Source organism: Streptomyces sp. NPDC017991 (assembly GCF_044328075.1).
In the GTDB taxonomy this organism is placed as follows: domain Bacteria; phylum Actinomycetota; class Actinomycetes; order Streptomycetales; family Streptomycetaceae; genus Streptomyces.
In genome coordinates, this window is record NZ_JBIRGP010000016.1 from 51,795 (window position 1) to 76,912 (window position 25,118).

General features: G+C 69.6%; 26 protein-coding genes and 1 pseudogene. 20 read left to right on the forward strand and 7 right to left on the reverse strand.

What is annotated here, in order from left to right:
• Positions 1–14: 14 nt before the first annotated feature.
• Positions 15–1,151 (forward strand): tRNA 2-thiouridine(34) synthase MnmA, encoded by a 1,137-nt coding sequence (gene mnmA, locus ACH4DZ_RS37160; RefSeq protein WP_398292895.1) that lies wholly within the window; start codon positions 15–17, stop codon positions 1,149–1,151.
• Between the two features lie 100 nt (positions 1,152–1,251).
• Here the strand turns inward: mnmA and ACH4DZ_RS37165 are convergent, their stop codons facing one another.
• Complete coding sequence (locus tag ACH4DZ_RS37165; RefSeq protein WP_398292897.1) at positions 1,252–1,602, reverse strand: hypothetical protein; 351 nt, start codon at positions 1,600–1,602, stop codon at positions 1,252–1,254.
• 72 nt (positions 1,603–1,674) lie between these two features.
• Positions 1,675–2,640, reverse strand: a complete 966-nt coding sequence (locus ACH4DZ_RS37170) for a radical SAM/SPASM domain-containing protein (RefSeq protein WP_398292898.1) — start codon at positions 2,638–2,640, stop codon at positions 1,675–1,677.
• A 232-nt stretch (positions 2,641–2,872) separates the two neighbouring features.
• Here ACH4DZ_RS37170 and ACH4DZ_RS37175 point away from each other — a divergent pair, with 232 nt between their 5' ends.
• Both ACH4DZ_RS37175 and ACH4DZ_RS37180 read left to right on the forward strand, forming a co-directional pair.
• Positions 2,873–3,625, forward strand: coding sequence for a DUF6879 family protein (locus ACH4DZ_RS37175; RefSeq protein WP_398292900.1), 753 nt, complete (start codon positions 2,873–2,875; stop codon positions 3,623–3,625).
• A gap of 16 nt (positions 3,626–3,641) precedes the next feature.
• On the forward strand, positions 3,642–4,499 hold the full coding sequence (locus tag ACH4DZ_RS37180; protein WP_398292902.1) for a helix-turn-helix domain-containing protein: 858 nt from the start codon (positions 3,642–3,644) through the stop codon (positions 4,497–4,499).
• Here ACH4DZ_RS37180 and ACH4DZ_RS37185 read toward each other — a convergent pair.
• Entirely contained in the window at positions 4,465–4,674 is a 210-nt protein-coding gene (locus ACH4DZ_RS37185) for a DUF397 domain-containing protein (RefSeq protein WP_398293307.1), read from the reverse strand. The genes ACH4DZ_RS37180 and ACH4DZ_RS37185 overlap by 35 nt on opposite strands.
• A 22-nt stretch (positions 4,675–4,696) precedes the next feature.
• A complete protein-coding gene (locus ACH4DZ_RS37190; RefSeq protein ID WP_398292904.1) occupies positions 4,697–5,548 on the reverse strand; it encodes a helix-turn-helix domain-containing protein in 852 nt (283 codons plus the stop codon).
• Positions 5,549–5,831: 283 nt separating this feature from the next.
• Between ACH4DZ_RS37190 and ACH4DZ_RS37195 the strand changes: the two genes are divergently transcribed.
• The 3 genes from ACH4DZ_RS37195 to ACH4DZ_RS37205 all read left to right on the forward strand — a co-directional run bounded on the left by ACH4DZ_RS37195 (position 5,832) and on the right by ACH4DZ_RS37205 (position 7,281).
• On the forward strand, positions 5,832–6,422 hold the full coding sequence (locus ACH4DZ_RS37195; RefSeq protein WP_398292906.1) for an ATP-binding protein: 591 nt from the start codon (positions 5,832–5,834) through the stop codon (positions 6,420–6,422).
• Between the two features lie 143 nt (positions 6,423–6,565).
• Positions 6,566–6,844 carry a hypothetical protein gene (locus ACH4DZ_RS37200; protein WP_398292908.1) on the forward strand — a complete coding sequence of 93 codons (279 nt, stop codon included), beginning with the start codon at positions 6,566–6,568 and terminating at the stop codon, positions 6,842–6,844.
• A complete protein-coding gene (locus ACH4DZ_RS37205; protein ID WP_398292909.1) occupies positions 6,841–7,281 on the forward strand; it encodes a type II toxin-antitoxin system VapC family toxin in 441 nt (146 codons plus the stop codon). Before ACH4DZ_RS37200 ends, ACH4DZ_RS37205 begins: the two co-directional genes overlap by 4 nt.
• 63 nt (positions 7,282–7,344) lie before the next feature.
• Here ACH4DZ_RS37205 and ACH4DZ_RS37210 read toward each other — a convergent pair whose 3' ends face one another.
• Entirely contained in the window at positions 7,345–7,881 is a 537-nt protein-coding gene (locus ACH4DZ_RS37210; RefSeq protein WP_398292911.1) for a hypothetical protein, read from the reverse strand.
• 193 nt (positions 7,882–8,074) lie between these two features.
• On the opposite strand from ACH4DZ_RS37210, the gene ACH4DZ_RS37215 reads away from it, so the two are divergent.
• Positions 8,075–8,548: a hypothetical protein gene (locus ACH4DZ_RS37215; protein ID WP_398292913.1), complete on the forward strand. Its 474-nt coding sequence runs from the start codon at positions 8,075–8,077 to the stop codon at positions 8,546–8,548.
• Between the two features lie 90 nt (positions 8,549–8,638).
• Here ACH4DZ_RS37215 and ACH4DZ_RS37220 read toward each other — a convergent pair.
• Positions 8,639–9,036 (reverse strand): annotated as a pseudogene (locus ACH4DZ_RS37220) (DUF6584 family protein); the annotation flags it as partial.
• A 36-nt stretch (positions 9,037–9,072) separates the two neighbouring features.
• Positions 9,073–9,405, reverse strand: coding sequence for a DUF427 domain-containing protein (locus ACH4DZ_RS37225; RefSeq protein WP_398292916.1), 333 nt, complete (start codon positions 9,403–9,405; stop codon positions 9,073–9,075).
• A gap of 197 nt (positions 9,406–9,602) precedes the next feature.
• On the opposite strand from ACH4DZ_RS37225, the gene ACH4DZ_RS37230 reads away from it, so the two are divergent.
• The 13 genes from ACH4DZ_RS37230 to ACH4DZ_RS37290 all read left to right on the forward strand — a co-directional run bounded on the left by ACH4DZ_RS37230 (position 9,603) and on the right by ACH4DZ_RS37290 (position 25,112).
• A complete protein-coding gene (locus ACH4DZ_RS37230) occupies positions 9,603–10,142 on the forward strand; it encodes a TIGR00730 family Rossman fold protein (protein ID WP_398292918.1) in 540 nt (179 codons plus the stop codon).
• A gap of 17 nt (positions 10,143–10,159) precedes the next feature.
• Entirely contained in the window at positions 10,160–10,858 is a 699-nt protein-coding gene (locus ACH4DZ_RS37235; protein ID WP_398293309.1) for an SDR family oxidoreductase, read from the forward strand.
• Positions 10,859–11,015: 157 nt separating this feature from the next.
• Positions 11,016–12,035 (forward strand): methionine synthase, encoded by a 1,020-nt coding sequence (locus tag ACH4DZ_RS37240; RefSeq protein WP_398292920.1) that lies wholly within the window; start codon positions 11,016–11,018, stop codon positions 12,033–12,035.
• Positions 12,036–12,059: 24 nt separating this feature from the next.
• Positions 12,060–14,312, forward strand: coding sequence for an NAD-dependent DNA ligase LigA (gene ligA, locus ACH4DZ_RS37245; protein WP_398292921.1), 2,253 nt, complete (start codon positions 12,060–12,062; stop codon positions 14,310–14,312).
• 262 nt (positions 14,313–14,574) lie between these two features.
• Positions 14,575–16,869, forward strand: coding sequence for a putative bifunctional diguanylate cyclase/phosphodiesterase (locus ACH4DZ_RS37250; RefSeq protein WP_398292923.1), 2,295 nt, complete (start codon positions 14,575–14,577; stop codon positions 16,867–16,869).
• Positions 16,870–17,072: 203 nt separating this feature from the next.
• The gene (gatC, locus tag ACH4DZ_RS37255) at positions 17,073–17,369 is read left to right on the forward strand and encodes an Asp-tRNA(Asn)/Glu-tRNA(Gln) amidotransferase subunit GatC (protein WP_015036350.1); all 297 of its coding nucleotides are present in this window, start codon (positions 17,073–17,075) and stop codon (positions 17,367–17,369) included.
• Positions 17,370–17,374: 5 nt separating this feature from the next.
• Positions 17,375–18,880 (forward strand): Asp-tRNA(Asn)/Glu-tRNA(Gln) amidotransferase subunit GatA, encoded by a 1,506-nt coding sequence (gene gatA / locus ACH4DZ_RS37260; RefSeq protein ID WP_398292925.1) that lies wholly within the window; start codon positions 17,375–17,377, stop codon positions 18,878–18,880.
• A gap of 5 nt (positions 18,881–18,885) precedes the next feature.
• Positions 18,886–19,119, forward strand: coding sequence for a hypothetical protein (locus tag ACH4DZ_RS37265; RefSeq protein ID WP_189776246.1), 234 nt, complete (start codon positions 18,886–18,888; stop codon positions 19,117–19,119).
• Positions 19,120–19,134: 15 nt separating this feature from the next.
• Complete coding sequence (gene gatB / locus ACH4DZ_RS37270; RefSeq protein WP_398292927.1) at positions 19,135–20,646, forward strand: Asp-tRNA(Asn)/Glu-tRNA(Gln) amidotransferase subunit GatB; 1,512 nt, start codon at positions 19,135–19,137, stop codon at positions 20,644–20,646.
• A 422-nt stretch (positions 20,647–21,068) separates the two neighbouring features.
• Positions 21,069–23,405, forward strand: coding sequence for an MMPL family transporter (locus ACH4DZ_RS37275; RefSeq protein WP_398292929.1), 2,337 nt, complete (start codon positions 21,069–21,071; stop codon positions 23,403–23,405).
• The gene (locus ACH4DZ_RS37280) at positions 23,383–23,973 is read left to right on the forward strand and encodes a GNAT family N-acetyltransferase (protein ID WP_398292931.1); all 591 of its coding nucleotides are present in this window, start codon (positions 23,383–23,385) and stop codon (positions 23,971–23,973) included. Before ACH4DZ_RS37275 ends, ACH4DZ_RS37280 begins: the two co-directional genes overlap by 23 nt.
• 52 nt (positions 23,974–24,025) lie before the next feature.
• Positions 24,026–24,682, forward strand: a complete 657-nt coding sequence (locus tag ACH4DZ_RS37285) for a hypothetical protein (RefSeq protein WP_398292933.1) — start codon at positions 24,026–24,028, stop codon at positions 24,680–24,682.
• A gap of 235 nt (positions 24,683–24,917) precedes the next feature.
• Complete coding sequence (locus ACH4DZ_RS37290; protein ID WP_398292934.1) at positions 24,918–25,112, forward strand: hypothetical protein; 195 nt, start codon at positions 24,918–24,920, stop codon at positions 25,110–25,112.
• Positions 25,113–25,118: the final 6 nt, after the last annotated feature.

Consider the following 25,118-nt stretch of genomic DNA (forward strand, 5'->3'; position numbering starts at 1 on the left):
ACCCTTGAGGGGTTATGACTGAGACCTCACAGCGCCCCCGCCCCCTCCGCGTACTGGCCGCCATGTCCGGTGGCGTGGATTCCGCCGTCGCCGCCGCCCGTGCCGCGGAAGCCGGGCACGACGTGACCGGTGTGCATCTCGCCCTCTCGGCGAACCCGCAATCGTTCCGCACGGGCGCGCGTGGCTGTTGCACGATCGAGGATTCGCGCGACGCCCGCCGGGCCGCGGACGTCATCGGCATCCCGTTCTACGTATGGGATCTCGCCGAGCGCTTCCGCGAGGACGTGGTGGACGACTTCGTGGCCGAGTACGAGGCCGGGCGCACCCCGAACCCGTGTCTGCGCTGCAACGAGAAGATCAAGTTCGCGGCCCTGCTGGACAAGGCCCTCGCTCTCGGCTTCGACGCGGTCTGCACGGGCCACTACGCGAGGGTGCTGGTGAACGAGGACGGCACGCGCGAGCTGCACCGCGCGTCCGACATGGCGAAGGACCAGTCGTACGTGCTCGGGGTCCTGGACGACCGCCAGCTCGCCCACGCCCTGTTCCCTCTCGGCGACACGCTCACCACGAAGGACGAGATCCGCGCGGAGGCCGAGCGCCGGGGCCTGGCGGTCGCCAAGAAGCCGGACTCGCACGACATCTGCTTCATCGCGGACGGCGACACCCAGGGCTTCCTGTCGAAGCGTCTGGGCAAGGCGGAGGGCGACATCGTCGACGAGTCGGGCGCGGTGGTCGGCAGCCACGAGGGCGCGTACGGCTTCACGATCGGCCAGCGCAAGGGCCTGCGCATCGGCACACCGGCCGCCGACGGCAAGCCGCGCTACGTCCTGGACATCTCACCGGTGGACAACAGGGTGACGGTCGGCCCCGTCGCCGCCCTGGACGTCTCCGCCCTGACGGCCATCAAGCCCCGCTGGTGCGGCGCGGCCCCGACGGGCCCCGGCACGTACACGGCCCAGCTCCGCGCCCACGGCGGCGAGACGGAGGTCCGCGCGGAACTGGTGGACGGCACCCTGGAGGTCACCTTCACGGACCCGGTCCGCGGCGTGGCCCCCGGCCAGGCGATCGTCCTGTACGAGGACACCCGGGTGGTGGGCTCGGCGACGATCGCCACGACGAGGCGGGCGGCTGCCGCTGTCAACGTCGGCTGAGGTCCGGGCGCAGCCAAGTCCCCGCCTGAAAGCCTGCAAGGTCTCGGGCGAAGGCTTGAGCCGATCGCGTGGCGCCCGCCCGTCAGCACCCCGCCTCCCGTCAGCGATCGTCGCGCATCGACTGCAGACAGCCGGTCGCCGCGCGGAGGAAATTCTCACGCGCCACCTTGAAGGCTTTCCAGTCCGGGGTGCTCCCATGGTCCTTGTGCATCGCGGCCAACTGCGCGAGAACGGCGTGCCCCTCCTCTACCGGGCCGAGCCCCTCCACCTCGATCACGGTGAAGGCGCCTCGTGCCGCGGCATAGGCTTCATCGACCGCAGCCACCGCCGCACGCTCGTCGGCGTAGCGCCCGTCCACCCGATGCCACGCCACGTTGGATTCCGCATCAGCGGCCGTGAGGAAGGCGGCGTACGCATCACGTCGTGCAAGGTACAGCGTCACGTCATCCATGGTCACTCCTGGCGAGGTCATAGCGGATGCCGAACGCTACCCACTTGGACCCGGCTCCGGAGGCGTGACCGATCAGCAGCGCGTGCCGCTCGCCCCAGGGTTGTGATAGCGCACCGACTGATGCGGGGAGGGCAGAGGTCGGTTCAGCAGCCCACCGTCACTGGTCGGCGCACACGCGGCGTCCGGCGCGCACGCCGTCTGTGGCGCGCAGGTCTCGAACGACGGATTGCATTCGGGGAGGCACGTGGGCTGATCCGAGGTTGCCGTGTCCGGGAAGACGGTTTCGAGTTCGGCCCGCGCGGCACGCATCGCAACACCGCTGAAGATCTGTTCCAGCGGGCGCTCAAGCACGTTGCCCACGGTCATCCATCGCGAGAAGACACATGGCCAGACGTCGCCGTTCGGCGAGACCGCGAACTTCCCTCGGCCGCACATCCCGCACAGCCTGTGGATGCGCGGATCCGATCCATCGGCACCGCGTCCGAACGGGCGGATGCGGTCTGTACGCACATCCCGGATGCCGAGCTGGAGAAGATCATCACGTGCTTCGGTGCTCCGCTGCCTCTCCAGGACGCTGATCACGCTGCCGCGCATCGGGATCCCGTAAGCCCTGGCCTTCTTGACATTGGCGCGCGTCGTGCTGTGAGAGCCCCGCGCCTGTGTGACCTCATCATGGTCCTCGGCTTCGTCGCTGTAGTAGCTGAAGGCGAGTCGTACGCCGGGGAGCTGGAGTGCCTCCCACACCGCGGGCTTCACGTGAGTGAGGTTCGAGAAGACCTCGACCAGGATGCCGCGAGCCCGCGCGTGCCGGATCAGTTCGGGCAGTGCTGGGTGCAATGCCGGTTCCCCGCCGATGAACTGGACGTTGCGAACGGCCATGGCCTTGAGTTCGTCGAGAACCCGAAACCAGTCCGCATCGGTCATGTCACCGTGTGTTCCTTGCGGGGAGGATTCGGCGTAGCAGTGACGACACGAGAGATTGCACAGGCCCGTGATCTCCAGCCAGGCAAAGGTAGGCCGTAGAAGGAGTGCACCCATAGAGGTCTTCTTTCATGATCTGAGCGAGCCGCAGCCGGCTGTCGCTGCTTCGCGGTCATGAAGAGGACCGTAGGAACGGTCTGTTGTCGGCCGCTACCCAGGTTGCTCGCAGTTGCTTGACGAGTTGTCAAAGTTGCGCGAAGTTTCTCATATCAGGCAACTGAACCCGCGACACGCGGCGTTGACCTTGGGGAAGCTGGACGTAGCAGCTCCCGACGGAAGGCACGAGATCATGGCGCGACGACTGCGCTTCAACGGCACAGGTAGCGGGGATACCGGCTGCCCCGCCGTACACGAAGACCTGGACACGCGAGAAGTGATCGTGCACGGGCCTCCGCTCACCGACCCTGACGATCTCGCCCAGCTCCAGCATCTCGGGAAAGGCGAAGTGCCGATCGTCGTCCCGCGCGAGCTCATCGTGGACTGGGGGCCGAAGGACGTGACACGCGCAGCGAAGACCGTCGACTTCGAAGCACTCAACAGGCTGTTCGAGACCTTCGAGCATTCCGCGTGGCGAATGGAGACGAGGGGCCGCTACGCGTCCGATGAAGTCACCGACACCTACGCGCAGTTCGTCGGTACGGGCGCTGTCGAGTGGGACATGGACTCGTGGTACTGCACCACGATCCGTAAGCAGATCGCAGCCGGAAAGTCCGTCGGCCGCGTACGCGTCGTCGACAACCCGCCGACCCTCGGTCAGCGGTACCTCATGGCCAACGCGGAGCGTAACGCCGCCCTGGGCGAGAACATGCGCAACCTGTGGCGCGAAGACGCCGAAGAGCTACACCTCGGGCACGCGGACTTCTGGATCCTGGACAGCCGTCTCGTCGTGCTCATCAACTTCGACGACGCCGACAACATCGTGAACATCGAGCTGATCACGGAGCCGGCCGAAGTCGTCCGGTACTGCATGCTGCGTGACGCGGCGCTGCATCACGCCATCCCATACGAAAGCTTCGCGACGCTCATGCCCGCGAAGGAGTAGAAGCAGGTGTGCACCGGTGAGTACGGACTATCAAAGGGCACGCGAGGCGTTCGGCGCACGACTTCGGGAACTCCGGCTCTCGTGCCCCGATGGACGGCTCACCGGTACGCAACTGGCTGAGCGACTTGGCGCCGGATGGACCAAGGTCAAGGTCAGCAAACTGGAAAACGGCAAGCAGACCATCACGACCGAAGAACTACAGCGGTGGGCGGTGGCATGCGGGCAGGGCGACCTGTACGACGGACTGCTCGCACAGCTCCGCGGCTTCAGGTCGCACATCCGGTCGTGGCGCAGGCAACTCGCCAGAGGACATCGCCCGGTGCAGCAGACCTTCGCTGCCGAGTATCAGCGCTCCACCGTGGTGCACGGCTTCGAGAGCGTCACCGTGCCGGGCATCCTGCAAACCGCCGACTACGCCCGCTCGGTCTTTACACGGTACGCAGAACTTCAGCGCTCCCCAAGGGACACCGAGGAAGCAGTACGTGCCCGGATGCAGCGGCAGGACGTGCTCCACGACCCGCACAAACAGTTCAAGATCCTGGTCGGCGAGACGGCGCTCCGCTCTCTGATCTGCGCTCCGTCAGTGCTCGCCGTCCAACTGGACCGCCTCTCACGCCTGATCGGCATGGACACCATCGAACTCGGCGTCATCCCGATGGCCGCCCCGCTGAGAATCCCACCGACCGGCGGCTTCTGGATTCATGACGAGCGCCTGGTCACCGTCGAAGTCTGGCACGCGGACCTGTGGGTCGACGACAGGGACTCCATCGCCACCTATCTGCGTACGTGGCACACACTGCGGAACTCCGCGGTGTACGGGGCGGACGCGCAGAACCTGATCAATGCGGCGTGGCGGGCGTTGAGCAGGGCGTAGGCGGCACGGTGGCCGTCTTTATCCCGAGTATCAGGGACAGGAGAGTGCCCTGGCCCGTCGCCAGGACCTCGGCCGGGCTGTCGCTCTCGCGGAGGGCGACGCCGTTCGAGGTCGAGGCGACCTCGACGCAGTTGTTGCCGCCGTCGCCGGAGAAGGACGACTTGAGCCATTTCATTTCGGGCAAGTTGCGCACCTTTTCACATGTCCTTGGTGACCTGGTGGATGAACTCCACCGACTGGACTGCAGTCAACGTGGCTTGCTCGACCAGGTCCAGCCGCAAGCGGAAGTTCTCCAACTGGGTAGGTGAGTCGAAGAACAGCGCTCCCGCCGGCGAATCCATCTGCACTGTGTCCAGGTGCGGATCGGCACCGACTGCGTACAGGAGCGAGTCCCCCGCCAGGGGAAAGCCGCCGTTGGTGAACGGGATCACCAACAGGGTCACGTTGTCGCGCTCGTTCTGCTCCAGCAAGTGCTGCAACTGCGCGCGAGCGACATCCCTGCTGCCGAACTGCATCCGCAGAGCGGCTTCGTGAATGATCCCCGTGTACGGAACCGGGGTCTCGCGAGTGAGTACGGCCTGCCGGGCCAGCCGATGAGCGACGCGAAGCTCCACCTCCAGCCGGGGCAGCTTGGGCACAACCAGGTCGAAGATCGCCCTTGCGTGATCCTCCGTATGGAAAAGGCCGGGCAGATGAGAGGTCTGCACGGTGCGGAGTCGCACGGCGTAGTGCTCGATCTCGGAGATGTCCAAGTGGCCGGGCGGGACCTTGCCCCGGTACTCGTCCCACCAGCCCGGCTTGCGGCCGCCCGTCATCGAAACCAGCGTTTCGACCAGCGCCTCATCGTTGCATTCGTAGATGCTGGCCAGTCGTCGCAGCCGCTCTTCCCCGATGCCGTAGCGACCGGCCTCGATGTTCGAGATGTTCGTGCGGTCGGTGCCCAGAGCTCCGGCTGCCTGTGGCGCGGACATGCCCGCACCCTCGCGCAGGCGCCGCAACTCCAGCCCGAAGCGGCGCTGCCTGATGGTTGGGGGGCTGTTTGCTGCCATAAGGACTCTCCTTGCTCGCGCACAGTGTGCCGACCCTGCTGAGTCCGGTCCACTCACGGCAATTATTAACCCGTTCTGATTAAGGCTATGGCACGGGTTAAATGCGTGGTCTACGGTTTAACCCGTGCCACTCGGTTCCGTCACATACGGAAGTACACCGCGCCAGGCCTGCCAACCCGGGACGGCAGGTGTAGCGCGGCAGAGACACCAGTAGCGGCTACCGAACAACCTCGGGCACGCATCCACGTAACCCTTCGCCATTGCGCGACTCAGGAGATGCCACGTGAGTACGGACCACGACACGAACCGGATTCCGACCGATCGACTTGGACCACCCCCCACCCCCGACTACCTCCTCCCCACCCTCGACCCCCTGACCGGTCTCCCAGACCCCCCACCCCTCCCCTTCACGGCCCCCTGGCACTACGAAGTCCACTTCCCCTGCGACCCCCGGGGCCCCGGCATCGTCCGCCTGGCACTGCGCGCCGTCCTGAACGCCCACGGTCTTCACGAACTCAACGACCGGGCCGAGCTGTTGACGTCGGAGCTGGCCACCAACTCCGTACGGCACACGAAGGGCCCTGCCTCCGTACGGCTCCAGTGGCTGCACCCCGTACTGCGGGTCAGCGTCTGGGACATGAGCCCGGACCTGCCGACGCTGCCCGGACCGTTGGGCGCGACACCCGCCTTGCTCGGGGTCCACGCGGACGGCGGCCGAGGTCTGCTGATCCTGGGCATGGTCGCCGACCGGTGGGGCGGCTGTGCCATAGGGGACGCACCGATGGGCCCGGGCGGCAAAACCCTCTGGTTCGAACTGAACCTACCCACCCCGACACCGCCGAACGGCACCCCGACACCGGCGCTGGCGGCCTGACGTGCCTGGGCGATCCGGAGCGCGAGCTGCCCCCGGCCCCGGCCCCGGACGCCCTTCCCGCGCAGGGTGTCCGATCAGGTCGACCCTCCACTGCCGACGCTGACATATAGAGTCGTAACACCCTGAAAGCGAAGGAGAGTCCGGTGATCTCGGCAGGAGATGGCGCGGCACTGCCGCCCGAAGAACCGCAGCCCATCCAGGCCCATGTCACGGTCTCGGGCACGATGGCCGGCATTCTCCGTGATCTCGCCGCTCTCGACGGGCGCACCCCCGAGGCACTGGCGATCGAATGGGCGGCGGGAAAACTGGTGATTCCCGAGGGAACCGTCGGTGAGGCCGTCGATGACTGGGGGCTCTTCGACGGACCAACCGATCTCGCGAGTCACGTGCACGAACATCTGCGGGGCGGAAGCGCCGCGTGACAGGACCCGTCACCCTCGCGGTGGCCGACACCAGCGTTCTGCTCGCCGCCTTCAACCGCCGCGACGACCGGCACCGGGACGGAGTCGACGCGCTCGGCCTGGCGAGGATTCTCGTCCTGTCTCCGCTCGTCCTTGCCGAACTCGACTACCTCCTTCATCAGCAGGCTTCGGAGAAGGAGGCGGTAGAGGTGATCTCACGCCTACGGGCCCTCGCCGCCACGGGATACGCGCGGATCCCCGTCGTGGACGCGCAACTCCTCGGCGAAGCGGAGAAGATTCAGCGCCAGTACCTGGGACAGGCGATCGGCCTGACCGACGCGGTCAACGCGTGTCTGGCCTGGCGGCTCCGGCATCCGATGGTCCTGTCCTTCGACAACCACTACAGGGTCATCGCTCCACGACGGTCGAGCGAGCCACCACTCGACGTACGGCCGTAGGCGTGCAGTCCTGATCTGTTCGGTGGGGACGGCGACCGGCCAGTGGCCGTATCGCCGTGTGCATCAGGTGCTGCCCTCGGTGGCCGCTCCGAAGCCATCGTCCGGGGCGTCGGGGGCCGGAGGTACGCACTCGTGTGCGCTGGTCCAGATGCCGGCCGACTCCAGGAGTGGTTCAGGCGTGCCCGCAGTGCGGAAAGTGAAGGTGACTCCGACCGGATCGGTGCTCAGCGCTGTCTGGCCCGGAGGTTGGTTGAGGGTGACCTGCTGCCAACGGCACCCGGCCGCTTCGAGCGCCGAGGTCATCTGCCGGTGGGTCAGGGGACCTGGATGGGAGTCGACTCCCCCCGATCGGGGGTGCGGGAGACCGATCGTGTCGCGCCAGGTCCGGACGCGGATCGAGGTGATGAGGCGGCAGCGGCAGACGCAGAGTTCGACGTCGCCGTACGAGAACAGGTGCGGCCAGCGGCGTCGTCCGCTGACGCGGCCGATGTCCCAGGGCGCCCCCAGCTTCGCCGCGATGTCGGTGAGGGACGCGTGACAACGCAGCGGGCCGACCGCTCCGGTTGAGCCGAACACGGCAAGGGCATGGGGTGCGGTCACGCGGTGGAGCATGCCGGCGGTTCCGATGGAGCGCCCCTGATATTTCAGGCCTCACGTCCAGGTGATCCGGAATGCGGCCGTCCGCACACCCCGACAACCCAGTGCGTAATGGCGGATTCCGCCCCCTCCGCTCATGCGATCGCCGCTCTACGTTAGGCACATCAGGGCACTTTCCTCTACGGAAGGTACGGCCATGAGTGATGCGCTGAAAGACCCGATCCACGCCTCCGGTCAGCTGCCTCGGGTGGCGGTGATCTGGAACTCGGATCGCTATGAACTCACCACCAAGGGCAACTGGGTGGACCTGCCCGGGGCAGTGATCCCCGCCCAGGTCGGCCAGGGCACCCCGAGCCTCGGCGGCCTCTTCGTGGCCACCTTCACGGCCGAGACGCTGATCGGCGGACAGCCCAGCACAGGCAGCCTCGACATCACCTTCGGCGGCCAGGACGGCCACCCGCAGAGCAACAACCACCGGTACGCCACCGCGCAGAGCTCCGAGGAGTGGGGCAGCCTCACCACCATCCGGGCCTTCGAGTACCCGCCCGAGGCCACCGTCCGGGACGCCACCATCAAGGTGAAGGTCCACCTGGGGTCCGGCACCGTGTTCGGCTTCCAGAACTGGCTGCTGAAGGTCGAGCGCTACCCGTACGAGGGCGGCGGCTTCTGAGCCGTCGGGCCGGGAGAGGCGAACATGCCTCTCTTCACGCAGGAGCCGGCACCCCCGCCGCGAATCCTCGCGGCGGGGGTGCCGGTCGAGTCAGTCGAAGAGGGCGATGACTCCAATCACCCAGATCGCGATGAACGCAAGGACCGCCACCAGGCACCCCGCCCCCGCCAGGTAGCCGGCGAAGTCGCTGCGGCCGCTGTTCTCGTCCTCCTCGGACGGCACCGTGTCCCAGTCGACGGGGCGCCCCGTGGCTGCGGAGCAAGCGGCGCGTACCGCCGACAGTTGCTCCTTGCCTGCTCCTTGGCGAAGGCTGTCGGGGCGAGTGACTCACCGCCCCGCCAGGCAAGGGCCCGCATGCGCCGCTGAGCCGAGTGGTACCTCGCCTCGAAGGCGGAGGTCTCGGCCGCGTCCCTGTCCTGTTCGAGGTACATCCAGCGGCCCGCCTCCGCCGGCTCTCCGTACAGGCGGTACGCCTCGGCCAGGCGCCGACAAGAGTCCGTCACGGAGCGGGGGCGCCGGTGGTGTCAGCCCGTTGCCACCGTCTCCACCTCGTAGAAGCAGAAGTGGTCCTTGATCTCCGCCACCTCCGGCTTCGGGTCCGGGTACGCCCAGACCAGGTCCGGGGCGTCCGGGAGCGACCAGTAGGACGCGTCTCCCTTGAACGGGCAGTGGGTGGAGGTGTCCGACGGTGTCAGCAGGTCTACGTGGACGTCCTCCGGCGGGAGGTAGTAGCGCGGCGGGAGACCCGTCTCGCGGAGCACCAGCGGGCGGGTGCTGTCGGCGAGCACCTGGCCGTTGTGGACCGCCCGGACGCGCTCGGTGCCCTGCTCGACGGTGATGCGATGGCCCTTGGTCACGGTTCGACTCCTCGGTAGAGGTCGCGCGGAGGTGGCAGACGCTAGGTCGCGTTCGGCCGCGTTCGGACACGTTCTTGATGAGTACAGCGTGCGGCGTCGCCGCGTTCTTCCCTCCCCGGACAACTCCCCGGACGCCTCTCCGGATGTGCTTCCCGGACGCCTCCCCGGACGCCGAGGCCGACCCGTAAATTGAGCGCATGAACATCTGTGTCTTCCTCTCCGCCGCCGAGCTCGACGAGCGCTACACCCGGCCCGCCCGCGAGTTCGCCGAACTGCTCGGCAAGGGCGGGCACACGCTCGTGTGGGGCGGCAGCGACGTCGGGCTCATGAAGGTCGTCGCCGACGGCGTGCAGGAGGCGGGCGGGCGGCTCGTGGGCGTCTCCGTGGAGTTCCTGTCGGCGAAGGCGCGCGCCGGCGCCGACGAGATGCTCGTCGCGCGGGACCTCGCGGAGCGAAAGGCGCTGCTTCTTGAGAATGCCGACGCCGTCGTCATCATGGTCGGCGGGACCGGCACCCTCGACGAGGCCACCGAGATCCTGGAGCTGAAGAAGCACGGGCACACCGACAAGCCGGTCGTCCTGCTCAACACCGCCGGCTTCTACGACGGCCTGAAGGAGCAGTTCCTGCGTATGGAGGCCGAGGGATTCCTGCCCGTACCGCTCACCGATCTGGTGTTCTTCGCGGAGGAGGCCGTGGGAGCGCTCGCCTACCTGGAGGAGAGCCGCGGCACGCAGTGAGCGCGCGTGCTGCGAGCATGGCGGGCATGGCTACTCATGTGATCACCGGAGCCGGCTCCGGCATCGGCGCGGCCGTCGCCCGCCGCCTCCACGCGCGCGGGGACGACCTCGTGCTCCACGCGCGCGACGCGGGCCGCGCGAAGGAGCTGGCGGCCGAGTTCCCCGGCGCCCGGACCCTCGTCGGCGACCTCGCGGACCCGGACCGGCTGTCCTGGGCGTTCTCGCACCAGACGCTGCCCGACCGGGTGGACTCGCTCCTGCACATCGCGGGCGTCATCGACCTCGGCAGGGTCGGCGACCTGACCCCGAAGACCTGGCGCCATCAACTCGACGTCAATCTGATCTCGCCCGCCGAGCTGACCCGCCACTTCCTGCCCCAACTGCGGCTCGCGCACGGGCATGTGGTCTTCGTGAACTCCGGTTCCGGGCTCAACGCCTACGCCGACTGGTCCGCGTACGCCGCCTCCAAGCACGGGCTGAAGGCCCTCGCCGACTCGCTGCGGCACGAGGAGCACCCGAACGGGGTCCGGGTCACCTCCGTCTATCCGGGGCGCACCGCCAGCGCCATGCAGGCCAAGGTCCACCAGCAGGAGGGCAAGGAGTACGACCCCTCGAAGTGGATCGACCCCGAGTCCGTCGCCACGACCATCGTGATGGCACTCGACCTGCCGAAGGACGCCGAGGTCAACGACCTGACGGTACGCCCCGGCCGCTGACCAAAGCCGAACCCGGACCCGGAGCCGAAACTGGACCTGGACCCGAACCCGGACCCGGACCCGAACCGGGATCCGGACCCGGACTCGGACCAGAGCTCGGCCCCGCGCGCTCCCTCCCGTGGGCGCCGGGCCCCCACCGGTTCCGTAGGCTTCCCGGGTGAGCGAAAACAGCGAGTTCAGGCCCGGCCCCGCCACCGGCATCGGGTCGATGCCGGGCGGGGACGCCCGGGAGACCGCCAAGAGCGTGGCCGGGACCTTCGAGGGCCCCGGGACGGGCATGCCGTACCTGGCGGAACTGCCCGCCCGCGGCCCCGGCGCGGACATGATCGGCCGGACCGCCGGAATGCTTTCCGAGCTGTACGCGCGCGTGGAGCCCAGCGGCTGGCGGCTCGGGGACCGGCCGGGCCGCGACACCAAGCGGGCCAGATCCTGGCTCGGTGAAGACCTCGACGCCCTGGAGGAGTTCACCCAGGGCTACGAGGGTCCGCTGAAGGTGCAGGCCGTCGGCCCCTGGACGCTCGCGGCGGCCCTGGAACTGCACAACGGCGAGGTGGCGCTCTCCGACCCCGGGGCCTGCCGGGACCTCGCGGGATCGCTCGCCGAGGGCCTGCGCGAGCACCTCGCCGAGGTACGGCGCCGTATCCCCGGCGCCGAGATCGTCCTGCAGCTCGACGAACCCTCGCTCATCGCCGTCCTGCGCGGGCACGTGCGGTCCGCGAGCGGGTACCGCACCCACCGGGCCGTCGACCGGCAGCTCGTCGAGGCCACCCTGCGCGATGTGATCGGTGTGCAGGAGGGCGGGCCCGCCGTCGTGCACTCGTGCGCCCCCGACGTACCGTTCGCGCTGCTGCGCAGGGCCGGAGCCACCGCCGTCTCCTTCGACTTCGCGCTCCTCACCGAGCGTGACGACGACGTCATCGGGGAAGCCGTGGAAGCGGGGACCCGGCTCTTCGCCGGTGTCGTGGCGGGCACGGACGGTCCGTTGTCAGACCCTGCCGGTAGCGTCATGGGTGTCAGGACGCTGTGGCGCAGGCTGGGGCTGAGTCCGGGGCTTCTCACGGACGCGGTCACACTCACCCCGTCGTGCGGACTCGCGGGCGCCTCCCCCGAGTACGCGCGCAGGGCGCTCGCCCACTGCGTCCGGGCGGCAAGATCACTCGCGGACAACCCAGAGTAGTCACAGTAACGGGAGGACGACACGGTGGCCGGCGACAAGGACGCACAGACCGCCTCGACCGAGGCCGAGGCCGAAGCCAGAGTCGGGGCCGAGGCCGGGGCCGCGGCTGCGGGGCCCGCGCCCAGCGAGGCACGGGAGAAGCACGCGCAGCTCGCTGAGCAGATCGAGGAGCACCGCTTCCGGTACTACGTGAAGGACGCGCCGGTCGTCAGCGACGCGGACTTCGACAAGCTCCTGCGCTCCCTGGAGGCCCTGGAGGACGAGTATCCCGAGCTGCGCACCCCGGACTCGCCGACCCAGAAGGTCGCGGGGGCGTACGCGACGGAGTTCACGGCAGTCCAGCACGCCGAGCGCATGCTCTCCCTGGACAACGCCTTCGACGACGAGGAGCTGGCCGCCTGGGCGGAGCGCATCGCCAAGGAGGTCGGCACGTCCGCCCACCACTTCCTGTGCGAGCTGAAGGTCGACGGCCTCGCGGTCAACCTCACGTACGAGCACGGGCGTCTCACGCGCGCGGCGACCCGCGGCGACGGCCGCACGGGCGAGGACATCACGCCCAACGTCCGTACGATCGCGGAGATCCCGGACCGCCTCCGGGGCGAGCGCATCCCCGACCTCGTGGAGATCCGCGGCGAGGTCTACTTCCCGATGGAGAAGTTCGAGGAGCTCAACGCCCGCCTGGTGGAGGCCGGCGACAAGCCGTTCGCCAACCCGCGCAACGCGGCGGCGGGTTCACTGCGCCAGAAGGACCCCCGCGTCACGGCCACCCGCCCGCTGCACATGGTGGTGCACGGCATCGGCGCGCGCGAGGGCTTCGACATCGACTGCCTCTCGCACGCGTACGAGCTGCTGCGCGAGTGGGGCCTGCCGACGACCCGCTACGGCAAGGTCGTCGAAGACCTCGACGGCGTCCGGGAGTTCATCGCCTTCTACGGAGAGAACCGCCACTCCGTGGAGCACGAGATCGACGGCGTCGTCGTCAAGCTCGACGAGATCCCCCTCCAGGGCCGCCTCGGCTCGACCTCCCGCGCCCCGCGCTGGGCGATCGCGTGGAAGTACGCGCCGGAGGAGGTCAACACCAAGCTGGTCAACATCCGGGTCGGCGTCGGCCGTACCGGCCGTGTCACTCCGTACGCGCAGGTGGAACCCGTCACGGTGGCCGGTTCCGAGGTCGAGTTCGCGACCCTGCACAACCAGGACGTGGTCAAGGCCAAGGGCGTCCTCATCGGCGACACGGTGGTGCTGCGCAAGGCCGGTGACGTCATCCCCGAGATCCTCGGACCGGTCGTCGACCTGCGCGACGGCAGCGAGCGGGAGTTCGAGATGCCCGCCCAGTGCCCCGAGTGCGGCACCCCGCTGGCGCCGGCCAAGGAGGGGGACATCGACCTGCGCTGCCCCAACGGCCGCACCTGCCCGGCCCAACTGCGCGAGCGGCTCTTCTACCTCGGCGGCCGCAAGTCCCTGGACATCGAGAACTTCGGTTACGTGGCCGCCGCCGCGCTCACCAAGCCGCTGGAGCCCTCGCAGCCGCCCCTGGGGGACGAGGGCGACCTCTTCGACCTCACCATCGAGCAACTCCTGCCCATCAGGGCGTACGTCCTCGACCAGGACAGCGGACTGCCCAAGCGGGACCCGGAGACCGGCGAGGAGAAGATCGCCACGGTCTTCGCCAACCAGGAGGGCGCGCCCAGGAAGAACGCCCTCGCGATGCTGGAGAACATCGCCGCGGCCAAGGAGCGCCCGCTGGCCCGCGTCCTCACCGGCCTGTCCATCCGGCACGTGGGTCCGGTCGCGGCCGAGGCGCTGGCCCGCGAATTCCGGTCCATCGACCGGATTCAGGCGGCGACCGAGGAGGAGTTGCAGGCGGTCGACGGCGTCGGAGGCATCGTCGCGGCCTCGCTCAAGGAATGGTTCGCGGTCGACTGGCACCAGGAGATCCTCCGCAAGTGGAAGGCCGCCGGCGTCCGCACGGAGGAGGAGGGCTCCGGCGAGGACGAGGGACCCCGCCCGCTCGCGGGACTGACCGTCGTGGTCACCGGCACGCTGGAACGTCACACACGCGACGGAGCGAAAGAGGCACTCCAGAGCCGTGGGGCGAAAGTGACCGGTTCTGTTTCGAAGAAGACGGCTTTCGTTGTCGTAGGTGACAATCCTGGATCGAAGTACGACAAGGCCATGCAGCTCAAAGTGCCGGTTCTGAACGAGGACGGTTTCGCCGTTCTGCTCGAACAGGGACCGGAGGCAGCGGCGGAAGCGGCACTTCCGATCGAGGGGTAGCGGTTGAAGACCACCCGTTCGGCGCATACCAGATGCAGAGGGGCGGCCGTGTCGCATTCGGGCAACCGTAGACGACCGCTGCCCTTGGGAGCCTTCTGCGGCCTACTGTTGAGGTCTGCGCCTGCCGTGCCCAGCTGCGGTTGGCGCACCCCCTTGCTCTTCAGGAGCCGGGGGAAGGGTTTTTCAGACGCGGAGCCGTTGAGGGACTGATCGTGCGTCGGGCCGCGTGGCGTGGGCACCGCCGGCCGTGAGAGGGACGGGAATGGAACCGACCGAGAGCGCCGCCCCGGACTCACGGCTGCGCCCACGCTGGATGACCGGCGTGCGGCGATGGGGGCACCCCTTGCTGGAGCGAAGCCGGGAGTTCGGGGCGGGCCTCGGCGTCACCAGGCCCGCGGAGCGATCCGGCGTGCAGGGGTACGCCACCGGACAGCACGCCGGCACGGACGGGCACGGCTCGGGCCGGTTCACCGCCGTCCCCGGCTCCCACTCCCAGGCACCCGGCCAGGAGACCGACCGGCAACTGACCGGGCCCGCGCTGCCCACGGTCGTCGTCGTGGCCGCCGCGGCCGTGCTGGGCGCCGGTTTCTACCGAGCCTTCACCGGCCATCACGCGCTCTTCCCGTCCGGGTCGGCGGGCTGGGCGCTGGCCGTCCTGGTCGGCGTCATCGTCGGCCATCTGGTCGCCCTCGGCCGGTCCCGCTGGTGGGGCGGCACGGGCTCCGGAGCGGCCCTCACCCTCGCCGTCCTGCTGCTCCACGGCTGGGTGCCGGCCGGAATGGTCAGCCTCACCGTCGTCGTGCTCGTCGGCATAGCCCGCCGGCACCGCTGGCGCCAGGGCATCCTGCACGGCGCGGTGGACATCCTCGGCCTCGGCGCCGGGGCGCTGGTACTGGCCGCGTTCGGCCGGGTGCCGTCCGTCGAGGCGCCCTGGAAACCGGAGACATGGACCGTTTTCACCGTGCCTCAGGTGGTGTTGGCGGCCGGGGCGTATCTCGTAGTGAGCCGCGCGCTGCTCTGGTACCTCCACGCGCCGCGCACGCCGGGACTGCCGACCGTCGCCCGCACGGCCTTGGTCAGGCAGGGGCTCGTGGCCGTCGCGCTGCTCGGTATCGCTCCGCTGATCTGTGTGGTCGCCGTCGCCCTCCCCGCGCTCCTGCCGCTCTTCGCCGTGCCCCTCATCGCTCTCGACTCCACGCTCTGGATAGCGCGGGCCCGGGCCGAGGAGCAACTGCGTGATCCCCTCACGGGACTGCCCAACCGGCAGTGGCTGCTCGAACGGACCTGGCGGGCGCTGGACGACGCCGAGCGAATCGGTGCGCGTTCCGCTCTGATGCTGATCGACCTGGACCGCTTCAGGTCGGTGAACGACACGCTCGGACATCTCGCCGGGGACCGGCTGCTGTTGCAGATAGCGGACCGGCTGCGGGTCGCTCTGCCGCGCGGGGCGGAGGCCGCGCGGCTGGGCGGGGACGAGTTCGCCGTGCTGCTGCCCATCGCCGACTCGACGACGTCGGCGACGCGGGTCGCCCGCGGCCTCGTGACCGCGCTCGGGTCGCCGCTCGACCTCGACGGGCTGACGCTCGTGCTGGAGGCCAGCGCCGGGCTCGCCGTCTTCCCCGACCACGCGCTGGACGCGGAGGGGCTGCTGCGGCGGGCGGACGTCGCGATGTACCAGGCGAAGCGGGACCGTACGGGGGTGGAGGTCTACGAGTCCAAGCGGGACTCCAACACCCCCGACCGGCTCGGGCTGCTGGGCGATCTGCGGCGGGCGCTCGACGCGGGGGACGTCGAGCTGCACTACCAGCCGAAGGTGCGCTTCGACGGGCAGGTCGCCGGCCTTGAGGCGCTCGTACGGTGGGTGCATCCCGAGCGCGGGAAGGTGCCGCCGGACGAGTTCATAGCCATCGCCGAGTCGTCCGGTCTGATGCCGCATCTGACCGAGTACGTACTGGAGGCGGCGCTCGCGCAGGTGGCGCGCTGGCGTGCCCAGGGGCTTCGGGTGCCGGTCGCCGTGAACGTGTCGCCCCGGGACGTGCACACTCCAGGCTTCGCGGGATCGGTGGCCGCGCGGCTCGCCCGGCACGGGGTACCCGCGGGGGCGCTGCAGCTGGAGATAACGGAACACGTCCTGCTGGAGGACCCGCAGCGGGCCGCCGACACCCTCGCCGCGCTGACCGCGCACGGCGTGAAGATGTCCCTCGACGACTTCGGGACCGGGTACTCGTCGCTGGTGCATCTGCGGCGGCTGCCGGTGAGCGAGCTGAAGATCGACCGCTCGTTCGTGGCGCGGCTCGCGGTGGACACGGAGGACGCCGAGATCGTGCGCTGCACGGTGGATCTCGCGCATTCGCTCGGGCTGCTCGTCGTCGCGGAGGGCGTCGAGGACGACGAGACGTGGGAGCGGTTGCGGGATCTGGGGTGCGACGCGGTTCAGGGCTGGCTGGTGGCCGCGGCGATGCCTCCGGAGGAGGCCACGGCGTGGTTGCTGGCGCGCGGGTCGCGGGGGTGGCAGCGGCCCGCCGCCGCGTTGCCCGCGGCGGCGGCGGACGAATAAGGATTCTTTCCCACCCGCACGGCCCGAGGCGGGCACCTCGACGGGTGGGCGTTTCCCGTGCGGGCTTCGTGCCGTCGGCGCCCGTCCGTTCGCGTCCGCCCGTTCGCCTTCGGCCGGGCGGCGGGGAAACCGATGTACGGGGATCTGGTCGCGCCCCATAGGATTGGGCCACACCACACGCACTCACCCCTGAGGATCGCTGCATGCCTGGCATCACGCGCGAGGAGGTCGCCCACCTCGCCCGACTGGCGCGTCTGGAGCTGAAGGGCGAAGAGCTCGACCACTTCGCCGGTCAGCTCGACGACATCATCGGCGCGGTCGCCCGCGTCAGCGAGGTCGCCGACCAAGACGTACCGCCGACCTCCCACCCGCTGCCGCTGACGAACGTCATGCGCGCGGACGAGGTCCGTCCGTCGCTCACCCCCGAGCAGGCGCTCTCCGGCGCCCCGGCCCAGGAACAGCAGCGTTTCAAGGTGCCGCAGATCCTGGGGGAGGACTAATCACCATGACGGACAGCAACGTCAACATCATCAAGCTCACCGCCGCCGAGATCGCCGCCGCGATCGCCGCCGGCGAGCTCACCGCCGTCGAGGTCACCGAGGCCCACCTCGCGCGCATCGGCGCCGTCGACGAGAAGGTGCACGCCTTCCTGCACGTCGACCGGGAAGGGGCGCTCGCCCAGGCCCGCGCGGTCGACGAGAAGCGGGCCCGGGGCGAGAAGCTCGGCCCGCTGGCCGGCGTACCGCTCGCCCTCAAGGACATCTTCACCACCAAGGGCATCCCGACCACCGTCGGTTCGAAGATGCTGGAGGGCTGGATCCCGCCCTACGACGCCACGGTCACCGCGCGGCTCAAGGCGGCCGACGTCGTCATCCTCGGCAAGACCAACATGGACGAGTTCGCCATGGGGTCCTCCACCGAGAACAGCGCGTACGGGCCGACCGGCAACCCGTGGGACCTGTCGCGCATCCCCGGCGGCTCCGGCGGCGGTTCGTCCGCGGCCCTCGCCTCCTACCAGGCGCCCCTCGCGATCGGCACCGACACCGGCGGCTCCATCCGCCAGCCCGCCTCCGTCACCGGCACGGTCGGCGTGAAGCCCACGTACGGCGGGGTGTCCCGGTACGGCATGGTGGCCTTCAGCAGCAGCCTCGACCAGGGTGGGCCCTGCGCCCGTACCGTTCTGGACGCGGCCCTCCTGCACGAGGTCATCGCCGGACACGACCCGCTCGACTCGACCTCCATCGACGAGCCGGTCCCGGCCGTCGTCGAGGCCGCCCGCAACGGCAGCGTGGACGGGATGCGCGTCGGCGTCGTCAAGCAGTTCCGCGGCGAGGGCTACCAGGCCGGTGTCGTGCAGCGCTTCGACGAGTCGGTCGCGCTCCTCAAGGAACTGGGCGCCGAGATCGTCGAGCTGGACTGCCCGTCCTTCGACCTGGCCCTGTCGGCGTACTACCTCATCGCCCCGTCCGAGTGTTCGAGCAACCTCGCCCGCTTCGACGGCCTGCGCTACGGCCTGCGCATCGGCGACGACGGCACGCACTCCGCCGAGGAGGTCACCGCCCTCACCCGCGAGGCGGGCTTCGGCGACGAGGTCAAGCGCCGCATCATGCTCGGCACGTACGCGCTCAGCTCCGGCTACTACGACGCGTACTACGGCAGCGCCCAGAAGGTCCGTACGCTCATCACGCGGGACTTCGAGAAGGCGTTCGAGCAGGTCGACGTGATCGTCTCGCCGACGACGCCGACCACCGCCTTCCCGATCGGCGAGCGCGCCGACGACCCGATGGCGATGTACCTCGCGGACCTGTGCACCATCCCGACCAACCTCGCGGGCAACGCCGCGATGTCGCTGCCCTGCGGCCTCGCACCCGAGGACAACCTGCCCGTCGGCCTCCAGATCATCGCGCCGGCCCTCAAGGACGACCGCCTGTACAAGGTGGGAGCCGCCGTCGAGGCCGCGTTCGTGGAACGCTGGGGTCACCCGTTGATCGAGGAGGCTCCGTCGCTGTGACCGCCATGGCCAAGAAGGCAAAGAACTTCAAGAAGTCGAAGACCGGTCTGTACGTGTCGCTCGGCAGTACCGCGTTCGGCGCGATCAGCGTCGCCAAGCAGATCAAGCTGGCCCGCAGTGACGGGGACACGCTGAGGCTGATCGACGCGACCGTATCCGCCGCCGCCATCGTCACCGGCCTCGCCATCCTCTACCGGGAGCTCAAGCGCCTGGGCGACGAAGACGTCCTGCTGGGCTGAGGGGAAAGTTTCACCGTGACTGTCACGAATGACCTGGTGTCGTACGAGGACGCGCTGGCGTCGTACGACCCCGTCATGGGCCTCGAAGTCCATGTCGAACTCGGCACCAAGACCAAGATGTTCTGCGGCTGTTCCACCGAGCTGGGCGCCGAGCCCAACTCGCAGGCCTGCCCGACCTGTCTGGGCATGCCGGGCGCGCTGCCGGTCGTCAACGCGATCGGCGTCGAGTCCGCGATCAAGATCGGCCTCGCGCTGCACTGCGAGATCGCCGAGTGGTGCCGCTTCGCCCGGAAGAACTACTTCTATCCGGACATGCCGAAGAACTTCCAGACCTCCCAGTACGACGAGCCGATCGCCTTCAACGGCTACCTCGACGTCCAGCTGGACGACGGCGAGGTCTTCCGCGTGGAGATCGAGCGCGCCCACATGGAGGAGGACACCGGCAAGTCGCTGCACGTCGGTGGCGCGACGGGCCGTATCCACGGCGCCTCGCACTCGCTGCTCGACTACAACCGCGCCGGCATCCCGCTCATCGAGATCGTCACCAAGCCGATCGAGGGGGCGGGAGAGCGTGCCCCCGAGGTCGCCAAGGCGTACGTCGCCGAGCTGCGCGAGCTGATCAAGGCGCTCGGTGTCTCCGAGGCCCGCATGGAGCAGGGCCAGATGCGCTGCGACGTGAACCTGTCGCTGCGTCCGCACGGCCGGGAGAAGTTCGGTACGCGCAGCGAGACGAAGAACGTCAACTCGCTGCGTTCCGTGGAGCGTGCGGCCCGTTTCGAGATCCAGCGGCACGCCGCCGTACTCAACGACGGCGGCACGATCATCCAGGAGACCCGTCACTTCCACGAGGACACCGGGTCGACGACCTCGGGGCGTGTGAAGGAGGAGGCCGAGGACTACCGGTACTTCCCGGAGCCCGACCTCGTGCCGGTCGCCCCGTCCCGTGCGTGGGTCGAGGAGCTGCGTGCCGGGCTGCCCGAGCAGCCGCTGGCCCGCCGCAACCGGCTGCGCGAGGAGTGGGGCGTCAACGCCCACGACATGCAGTCGATGCTCAACGCCGGAGCCATCGACCTCATCGTCGCCACGATCGGGGCGGGCGCCGACGCGGCCTCCGCCCGCAAGTGGTGGATGGGGGAGCTGGCGCGCGCGGCCAACGAGTCCGGGGTGTCCCTGGACGGGCTGGCCATCACGCCCGAGCAGGTCGCCCGGGTGGCCGCGCTGGTCGGCGAGGGTTCGCTCAACGACAAGCTGGCCCGTCAGGTCATCGACGGGGTCGTCAAGGGTGAGGGCACGCCGGACGAGGTCGTCGAGAAGCGCGGTCTGAAGGTCGTCTCCGACGAGGGTGCGTTGACGGTCGCCGTCGATGAGGCCATCGCCGGGAACCCTGGTGTCGCGGACAAGATCCGTGGGGGCAAGGTGGCTGCGGTCGGTGCGCTGGTGGGGGCCGTCATGAAGGCCACGCGGGGGCAGGCCGACGCCGCGCGGGTCAAGGAGCTGATCCTTGAGAAGCTTGGTGTCGAGGGCTAGCGCTCGGGCTTCTTCGTGCGAAGGGACGTTGCACCTGGCGGTGCGGCGTCCCTTCGGCGTTCCGCCGTCCGGGGGCTTCGGGTGAGCTGACGGGTGCGGGTGCGGGTGCGGGTGTGGGTGCGAGTACGGGTGCGGGTGCGTCGTGGCGGGTCGCGCCGTTCCCCGCGCCCCCACAAGCAAAGGATTGCGCCGTTGCCCGCGCCCCCACAAGCAAAGGATTGCGCCGTTCCCCGCGCCCCCAAAAAAGGCAGAAGACTGCGCCGTTCTCCGCGGCCCTGTAGGTCGCTCCCCGGTGGGGTGTGTCTCAGCGGGGGCCGTACGGGGAATGTGTGCGGACCCACCAAACGAGTGACAACGCATCGGTCATGCGTTCTTTGCGGGCAGTTCCTGATAAAGATCCAAATCCCCCAGGGAGCTCGTCCGTGGCAGCCCTCGCACGTTGGTGTGTGCAGCACCGTCTCGTCGCCCTACTGCTCTGGCTCATCGCCTTCGGCGGGACCGCCGCCGCCTCACTCGTCGCCGGATCCGCGTACTCGAACGATTACCAGGTGCCGGGCACCGAGTCGGGCCGGGCCGCCGAGCTGCTGCGGGACAACTTCACCGGTCTCGGCGGCGACAGCGACACCGTCGTCTGGCACTCCACCCCGGGTACGGTCCGCGCCGCCGACGTCGAACAGGCCATGACCCGCGCCCTCGACCGGATCGCCGGCCTTCCGGGGGTGGCCGCGGTCGCCAGCCCCTATGAGGGTTCCGGTGGCGAGGGGTCCGGAGGCGAGGGTTCCGGTTCCGCGCGGATCAGCGGCGACGGGCGTACCGCCTACGCCACGGTGACCTTCGACGCCCCGGTCGAGAACGTCGACCGGGGCGAGGCCTCGGCCGTCGTCGACGCCGCGAAGGCCGCCGGGACCGACGGGCTCCAGGTCGAGCTGGGCGGCCAGGCCGTCGCCCTCACCGAGTCCTCCGGCGGACACCTCGCCGAGATCGTCGGCGTGGCCGTCGCCGCGGTGGTCCTCTTCCTCGCCTTCGGCTCCCTCGCCGCCTCGGCTCTGCCCATCGCCACGGCCCTGGTGGGCGTCGGCACCGCGTACGCCGGAATCGGGCTGCTCGGACACGTGATGACCGTCGCCGACTTCGCGCCCGTGCTCGGCCTGCTGATCGGGCTGGGCGTCGGCATCGACTACGCGCTGTTCATCGTCACCAGGCACCGCCGCGGACTCAGGCGCGGCCTCCCGGTCGAGGAGGCCGCCCGCGACGCGGTGGCCACCACCGGGCGCGCGGTCGTCTTCGCGGGCGCCACCGTCTGCATCGCCCTGCTGGGCATGCTCATCCTGCGGCTCGGCTTCCTGAACGGCGTCGCGGTCGCCGCCTCGCTCACCGTGGTCCTGACGGTCGCCGCCTCCGTCACCCTGCTGCCCGCGCTGCTCTCCCTCATCGGCATGCGCGCGCTGAGCCGCCGCGAACGCCGCCGGCTGGCCGAGCACGGGCCCGAACCCGAGGTCACCACCGGGCTCGCCGCCCGCTGGTCCGCCTTCGTCGAACGGCACCCCAGACTTCTCGGCGCCGCCGCCCTCGCCGTCATGGCACTGCTCGCGCTGCCGATGTCCTCCCTGCACCTGGGCACCTCCGACCAGGGCAACAACCCGGAGACAGCCACCACGCGACAGGCGTACGACCTGATCTCGGAGGGCTTCGGGCCGGGCGTGAACGGGCCGCTGACCCTTGTCACGCCCGTCACCGGCGCCCAGGACCGGCTCGCCCTCGACAACCTCGACGCCACGCTCCGGGAGACCGAGGGCGTCCAGGACGTGACCCCGGTGGCGTACGACGGCGACGGGGACACCGCCTTCCTCGCCGTCGTACCGGAGTCCTCACCGCAGTCCCGGCGGACCAGCGAACTCGTCGACCGGCTCCGTACCGAGGTGCTGCCGCGGGCCGGGACCGGCACCACCCTCGACCTCCGGGTCGGCGGCATCACCGCCGGATACGACGACTTCGCGGACGTCATCGTCGGCAAACTGCCCCTCTTCGTGGGCGTGGTGATCGGTCTGGGCTGCCTCCTGCTGCTGTTCGCCTTCCGGTCCGTCGGCATCCCCCTGAAGGCCGCCGCGATGAACGTGGCCGCCGTGGCCGCCTCCTTCGGGGTCGTCGTCGCGATCTTCCAGTGGGGCTGGGGCGGCGAACTGCTGGGCCCGGGCCGGGCCGGGCCGATCGAACCCTTCCTGCCGGTGATCATGGTCTCCGTGCTCTTCGGGCTCTCCATGGACTACCAGGTGTTCCTGGTCGGCAGGATGTACGAGGAGTGGCTGGAGACCGGCGACAACCGCCGGGCCGTCCGGGTGGGCCTCGCGGAGACGGGCCGGGTGATCAACTCCGCCGCCGTGATCATGATCTCGGTCTTCCTGGCCTTCGTGCTCAGCGGCGACCGCGTGATCGCGATGTTCGGCGTCGGGCTGGCCGCCGCCGTCGCCCTCGACGCGTTCGTGCTGCGTACGCTCCTGGTGCCCGCCCTCATGCACCTGCTCGGCGGCGCCAACTGGTGGCTGCCCGGCTGGCTCGACCGGCGCCTGCCGCGCCTCGGTATCGAGCCGCCGGAAACCCGTACCGCCGGTCCGGGACGTCGTGCGACGATCCCCGGGGCGCGCGGCGACGCGCTCGTGGATCCGGTGGGTGCGGCGGGTGCGGTGGACGCGCCGGCGGACGTACCCGCGGCGGTACTCGTGAAGGAGCAACAGCAGGATGTACGCGATATCCCTGGGTGACGACGGCGGTGAACTGCGGCCTCTGGAGCCGTGGCACGCGGACGAGTTCCTGGCTCATCTCGACCGCGGGCGCGAGTTCGTCCAGCAGTACATCTCCTTCGGCTCGCGCGCCACGGATGTCGGCTCCGCGCGCGAACTGCTCCAGTCGTTCGCCGACAAGAAGGCCGCCGACACGGGCAGCCTGCACGGGGTGTGGCTGGACGGCCGGCTGGTCGGCGGGGTGCTCTTCCGGGTCTTCGACGCCGAGCACGGGGTCTGCGAGGTCGGCTGCTGGCTGGAGCCCGCGGCGTCGGGCCGCGGCCTGATCACGCGCGCGATCCGCGTCCTCATCGACTGGGCGGTCGACGAACGCGGCATCCACCGCGTCGAGTGGCACGCGGCCGTCGCCAACGAGCCCAGCCTGAACGTGGCACGACGGCTCGGCATGAGCCGTGAGGGCGTCCTGCGCGAGAACTGGCCCCACCGGGGCGTACGACAGGACACGGAGGTGTGGTCGGTCCTCGCGGGGGAGTGGCGGGCCGCACGCGCGCGTGGCACCGAACAAGGCGATCCGCCGACCCGTGCGTGAGGATCCCGGGATCTTAAAGAAATTCTCAGACAGCGTCCGTACGGTGCGGAGCATGGGAACCAAGACAGAGAACGAGGCCGGAATCGAGACCGGCACCGAGGCACAGCGCGACGACGAGGCCGTGAAGCTCGGCAAGAATGACGAGAAGGGCACCGTCGGCGCGGTCGGAGAGGTCGAGGAGGTCGGGGCGGCCGACGGCCGGACCGGCTCCGAGAGCCTGGACAGGGACGGTCTCGCGGATGAGGGCGACGACGAGCTCGCGCAGGACGAGCAGGACGAGCAGGGCGTAGTTGCGGCGCGAGCCGGTTCCGGTGTGGGCATGGGTGCCGCCGCGGTCGTCTCCGCCGGACTGGGCATCGTCTCGCTGACCGGCAGCTGGGTCGGCACCATCGCGCAGGCGCGCGACTCGCTCTACGGCCAGCTGGAGACGGCGCAGGGCTCGGCCGTCGCCACCCAGATCAAGCAGGTGTACGCCGACTCCTGGAACGCCAACGCCCTGGTCGCCGGCTTCTTCGCGCTGGCCGCGCTGATCGTGGGTGTCGTGGTGCTGGTGAGGCCGGCCTTCGGCAACCCGGACCGGATCCCCGCCCAGTCCCCGTGGGTCAAGTCCGTCGCCTGGGCGGGTGTCTCGCTCGGCGTCATCGGCCTGCTGCTGGCCGCGCTCAAGTACTCCGACGTCCTCCTCGGCATGCCGACGACCACCGGCTGACCGACTGCGCGTACGCGAGGAACCGCACGTCCTGAGGGGCCTTAGTCCCGCCGTGAGCCACTTACGGCGGGACTAAGGCCCTTCGCGCGTTCAAGATGCGGAACTCTCCCGATGTGCCGCACCCCCCTCGGAGACGAAGGTTGAGGCATCGCAAACGAGCGGAGCCGACAGTGACTTCTCATCGGTCACTCTCCACCGTTCACTCTCCACCTTCACTCTTCCCGAGGGGTACAGCATGTTCGAGTACGAGCTCCAGCAGATCCGGTCCGCGGAGATGATCCGTGCCGCCGACAACTACCGCATGGCCCGTGAGGCCACCCGCACCCGCCGTGCCGCCCGGCACGAGGCCGCGCGATCCGATCACGACGACAGCGAGGGGCGGGTGAACGGCCACCGCTCCCGCAGGCCCCGGTTCGCACGCGCCGCGTGAACACCG

Excerpts from the sequence above, each read along its gene's own strand:
- mnmA (WP_398292895.1), top strand. The coding sequence starts at position 15 with ATGACTGAGACCTCACAGCGCCCCCGCCCCCTCCGCGTACTGGCCGCC.
- ACH4DZ_RS37165 (WP_398292897.1), bottom strand. The coding sequence starts at position 1,602 with ATGGATGACGTGACGCTGTACCTTGCACGACGTGATGCGTACGCCGCC.
- ACH4DZ_RS37170 (WP_398292898.1), bottom strand. The coding sequence starts at position 2,640 with ATGGGTGCACTCCTTCTACGGCCTACCTTTGCCTGGCTGGAGATCACG.
- ACH4DZ_RS37175 (WP_398292900.1), top strand. The coding sequence starts at position 2,873 with ATGGCGCGACGACTGCGCTTCAACGGCACAGGTAGCGGGGATACCGGC.
- ACH4DZ_RS37185 (WP_398293307.1), bottom strand. The coding sequence starts at position 4,674 with ATGAAATGGCTCAAGTCGTCCTTCTCCGGCGACGGCGGCAACAACTGC.
- ACH4DZ_RS37190 (WP_398292904.1), bottom strand. The coding sequence starts at position 5,548 with ATGGCAGCAAACAGCCCCCCAACCATCAGGCAGCGCCGCTTCGGGCTG.
- ACH4DZ_RS37215 (WP_398292913.1), top strand. The coding sequence starts at position 8,075 with ATGAGTGATGCGCTGAAAGACCCGATCCACGCCTCCGGTCAGCTGCCT.
- ACH4DZ_RS37230 (WP_398292918.1), top strand. The coding sequence starts at position 9,603 with ATGAACATCTGTGTCTTCCTCTCCGCCGCCGAGCTCGACGAGCGCTAC.
- ACH4DZ_RS37235 (WP_398293309.1), top strand. The coding sequence starts at position 10,160 with ATGGCGGGCATGGCTACTCATGTGATCACCGGAGCCGGCTCCGGCATC.
- ACH4DZ_RS37250 (WP_398292923.1), top strand. The coding sequence starts at position 14,575 with ATGGAACCGACCGAGAGCGCCGCCCCGGACTCACGGCTGCGCCCACGC.
- gatC (WP_015036350.1), top strand. The coding sequence starts at position 17,073 with ATGCCTGGCATCACGCGCGAGGAGGTCGCCCACCTCGCCCGACTGGCG.
- gatA (WP_398292925.1), top strand. The coding sequence starts at position 17,375 with ATGACGGACAGCAACGTCAACATCATCAAGCTCACCGCCGCCGAGATC.
- ACH4DZ_RS37265 (WP_189776246.1), top strand. The coding sequence starts at position 18,886 with ATGGCCAAGAAGGCAAAGAACTTCAAGAAGTCGAAGACCGGTCTGTAC.
- ACH4DZ_RS37280 (WP_398292931.1), top strand. The coding sequence starts at position 23,383 with ATGTACGCGATATCCCTGGGTGACGACGGCGGTGAACTGCGGCCTCTG.
- ACH4DZ_RS37285 (WP_398292933.1), top strand. The coding sequence starts at position 24,026 with ATGGGAACCAAGACAGAGAACGAGGCCGGAATCGAGACCGGCACCGAG.
- ACH4DZ_RS37290 (WP_398292934.1), top strand. The coding sequence starts at position 24,918 with ATGTTCGAGTACGAGCTCCAGCAGATCCGGTCCGCGGAGATGATCCGT.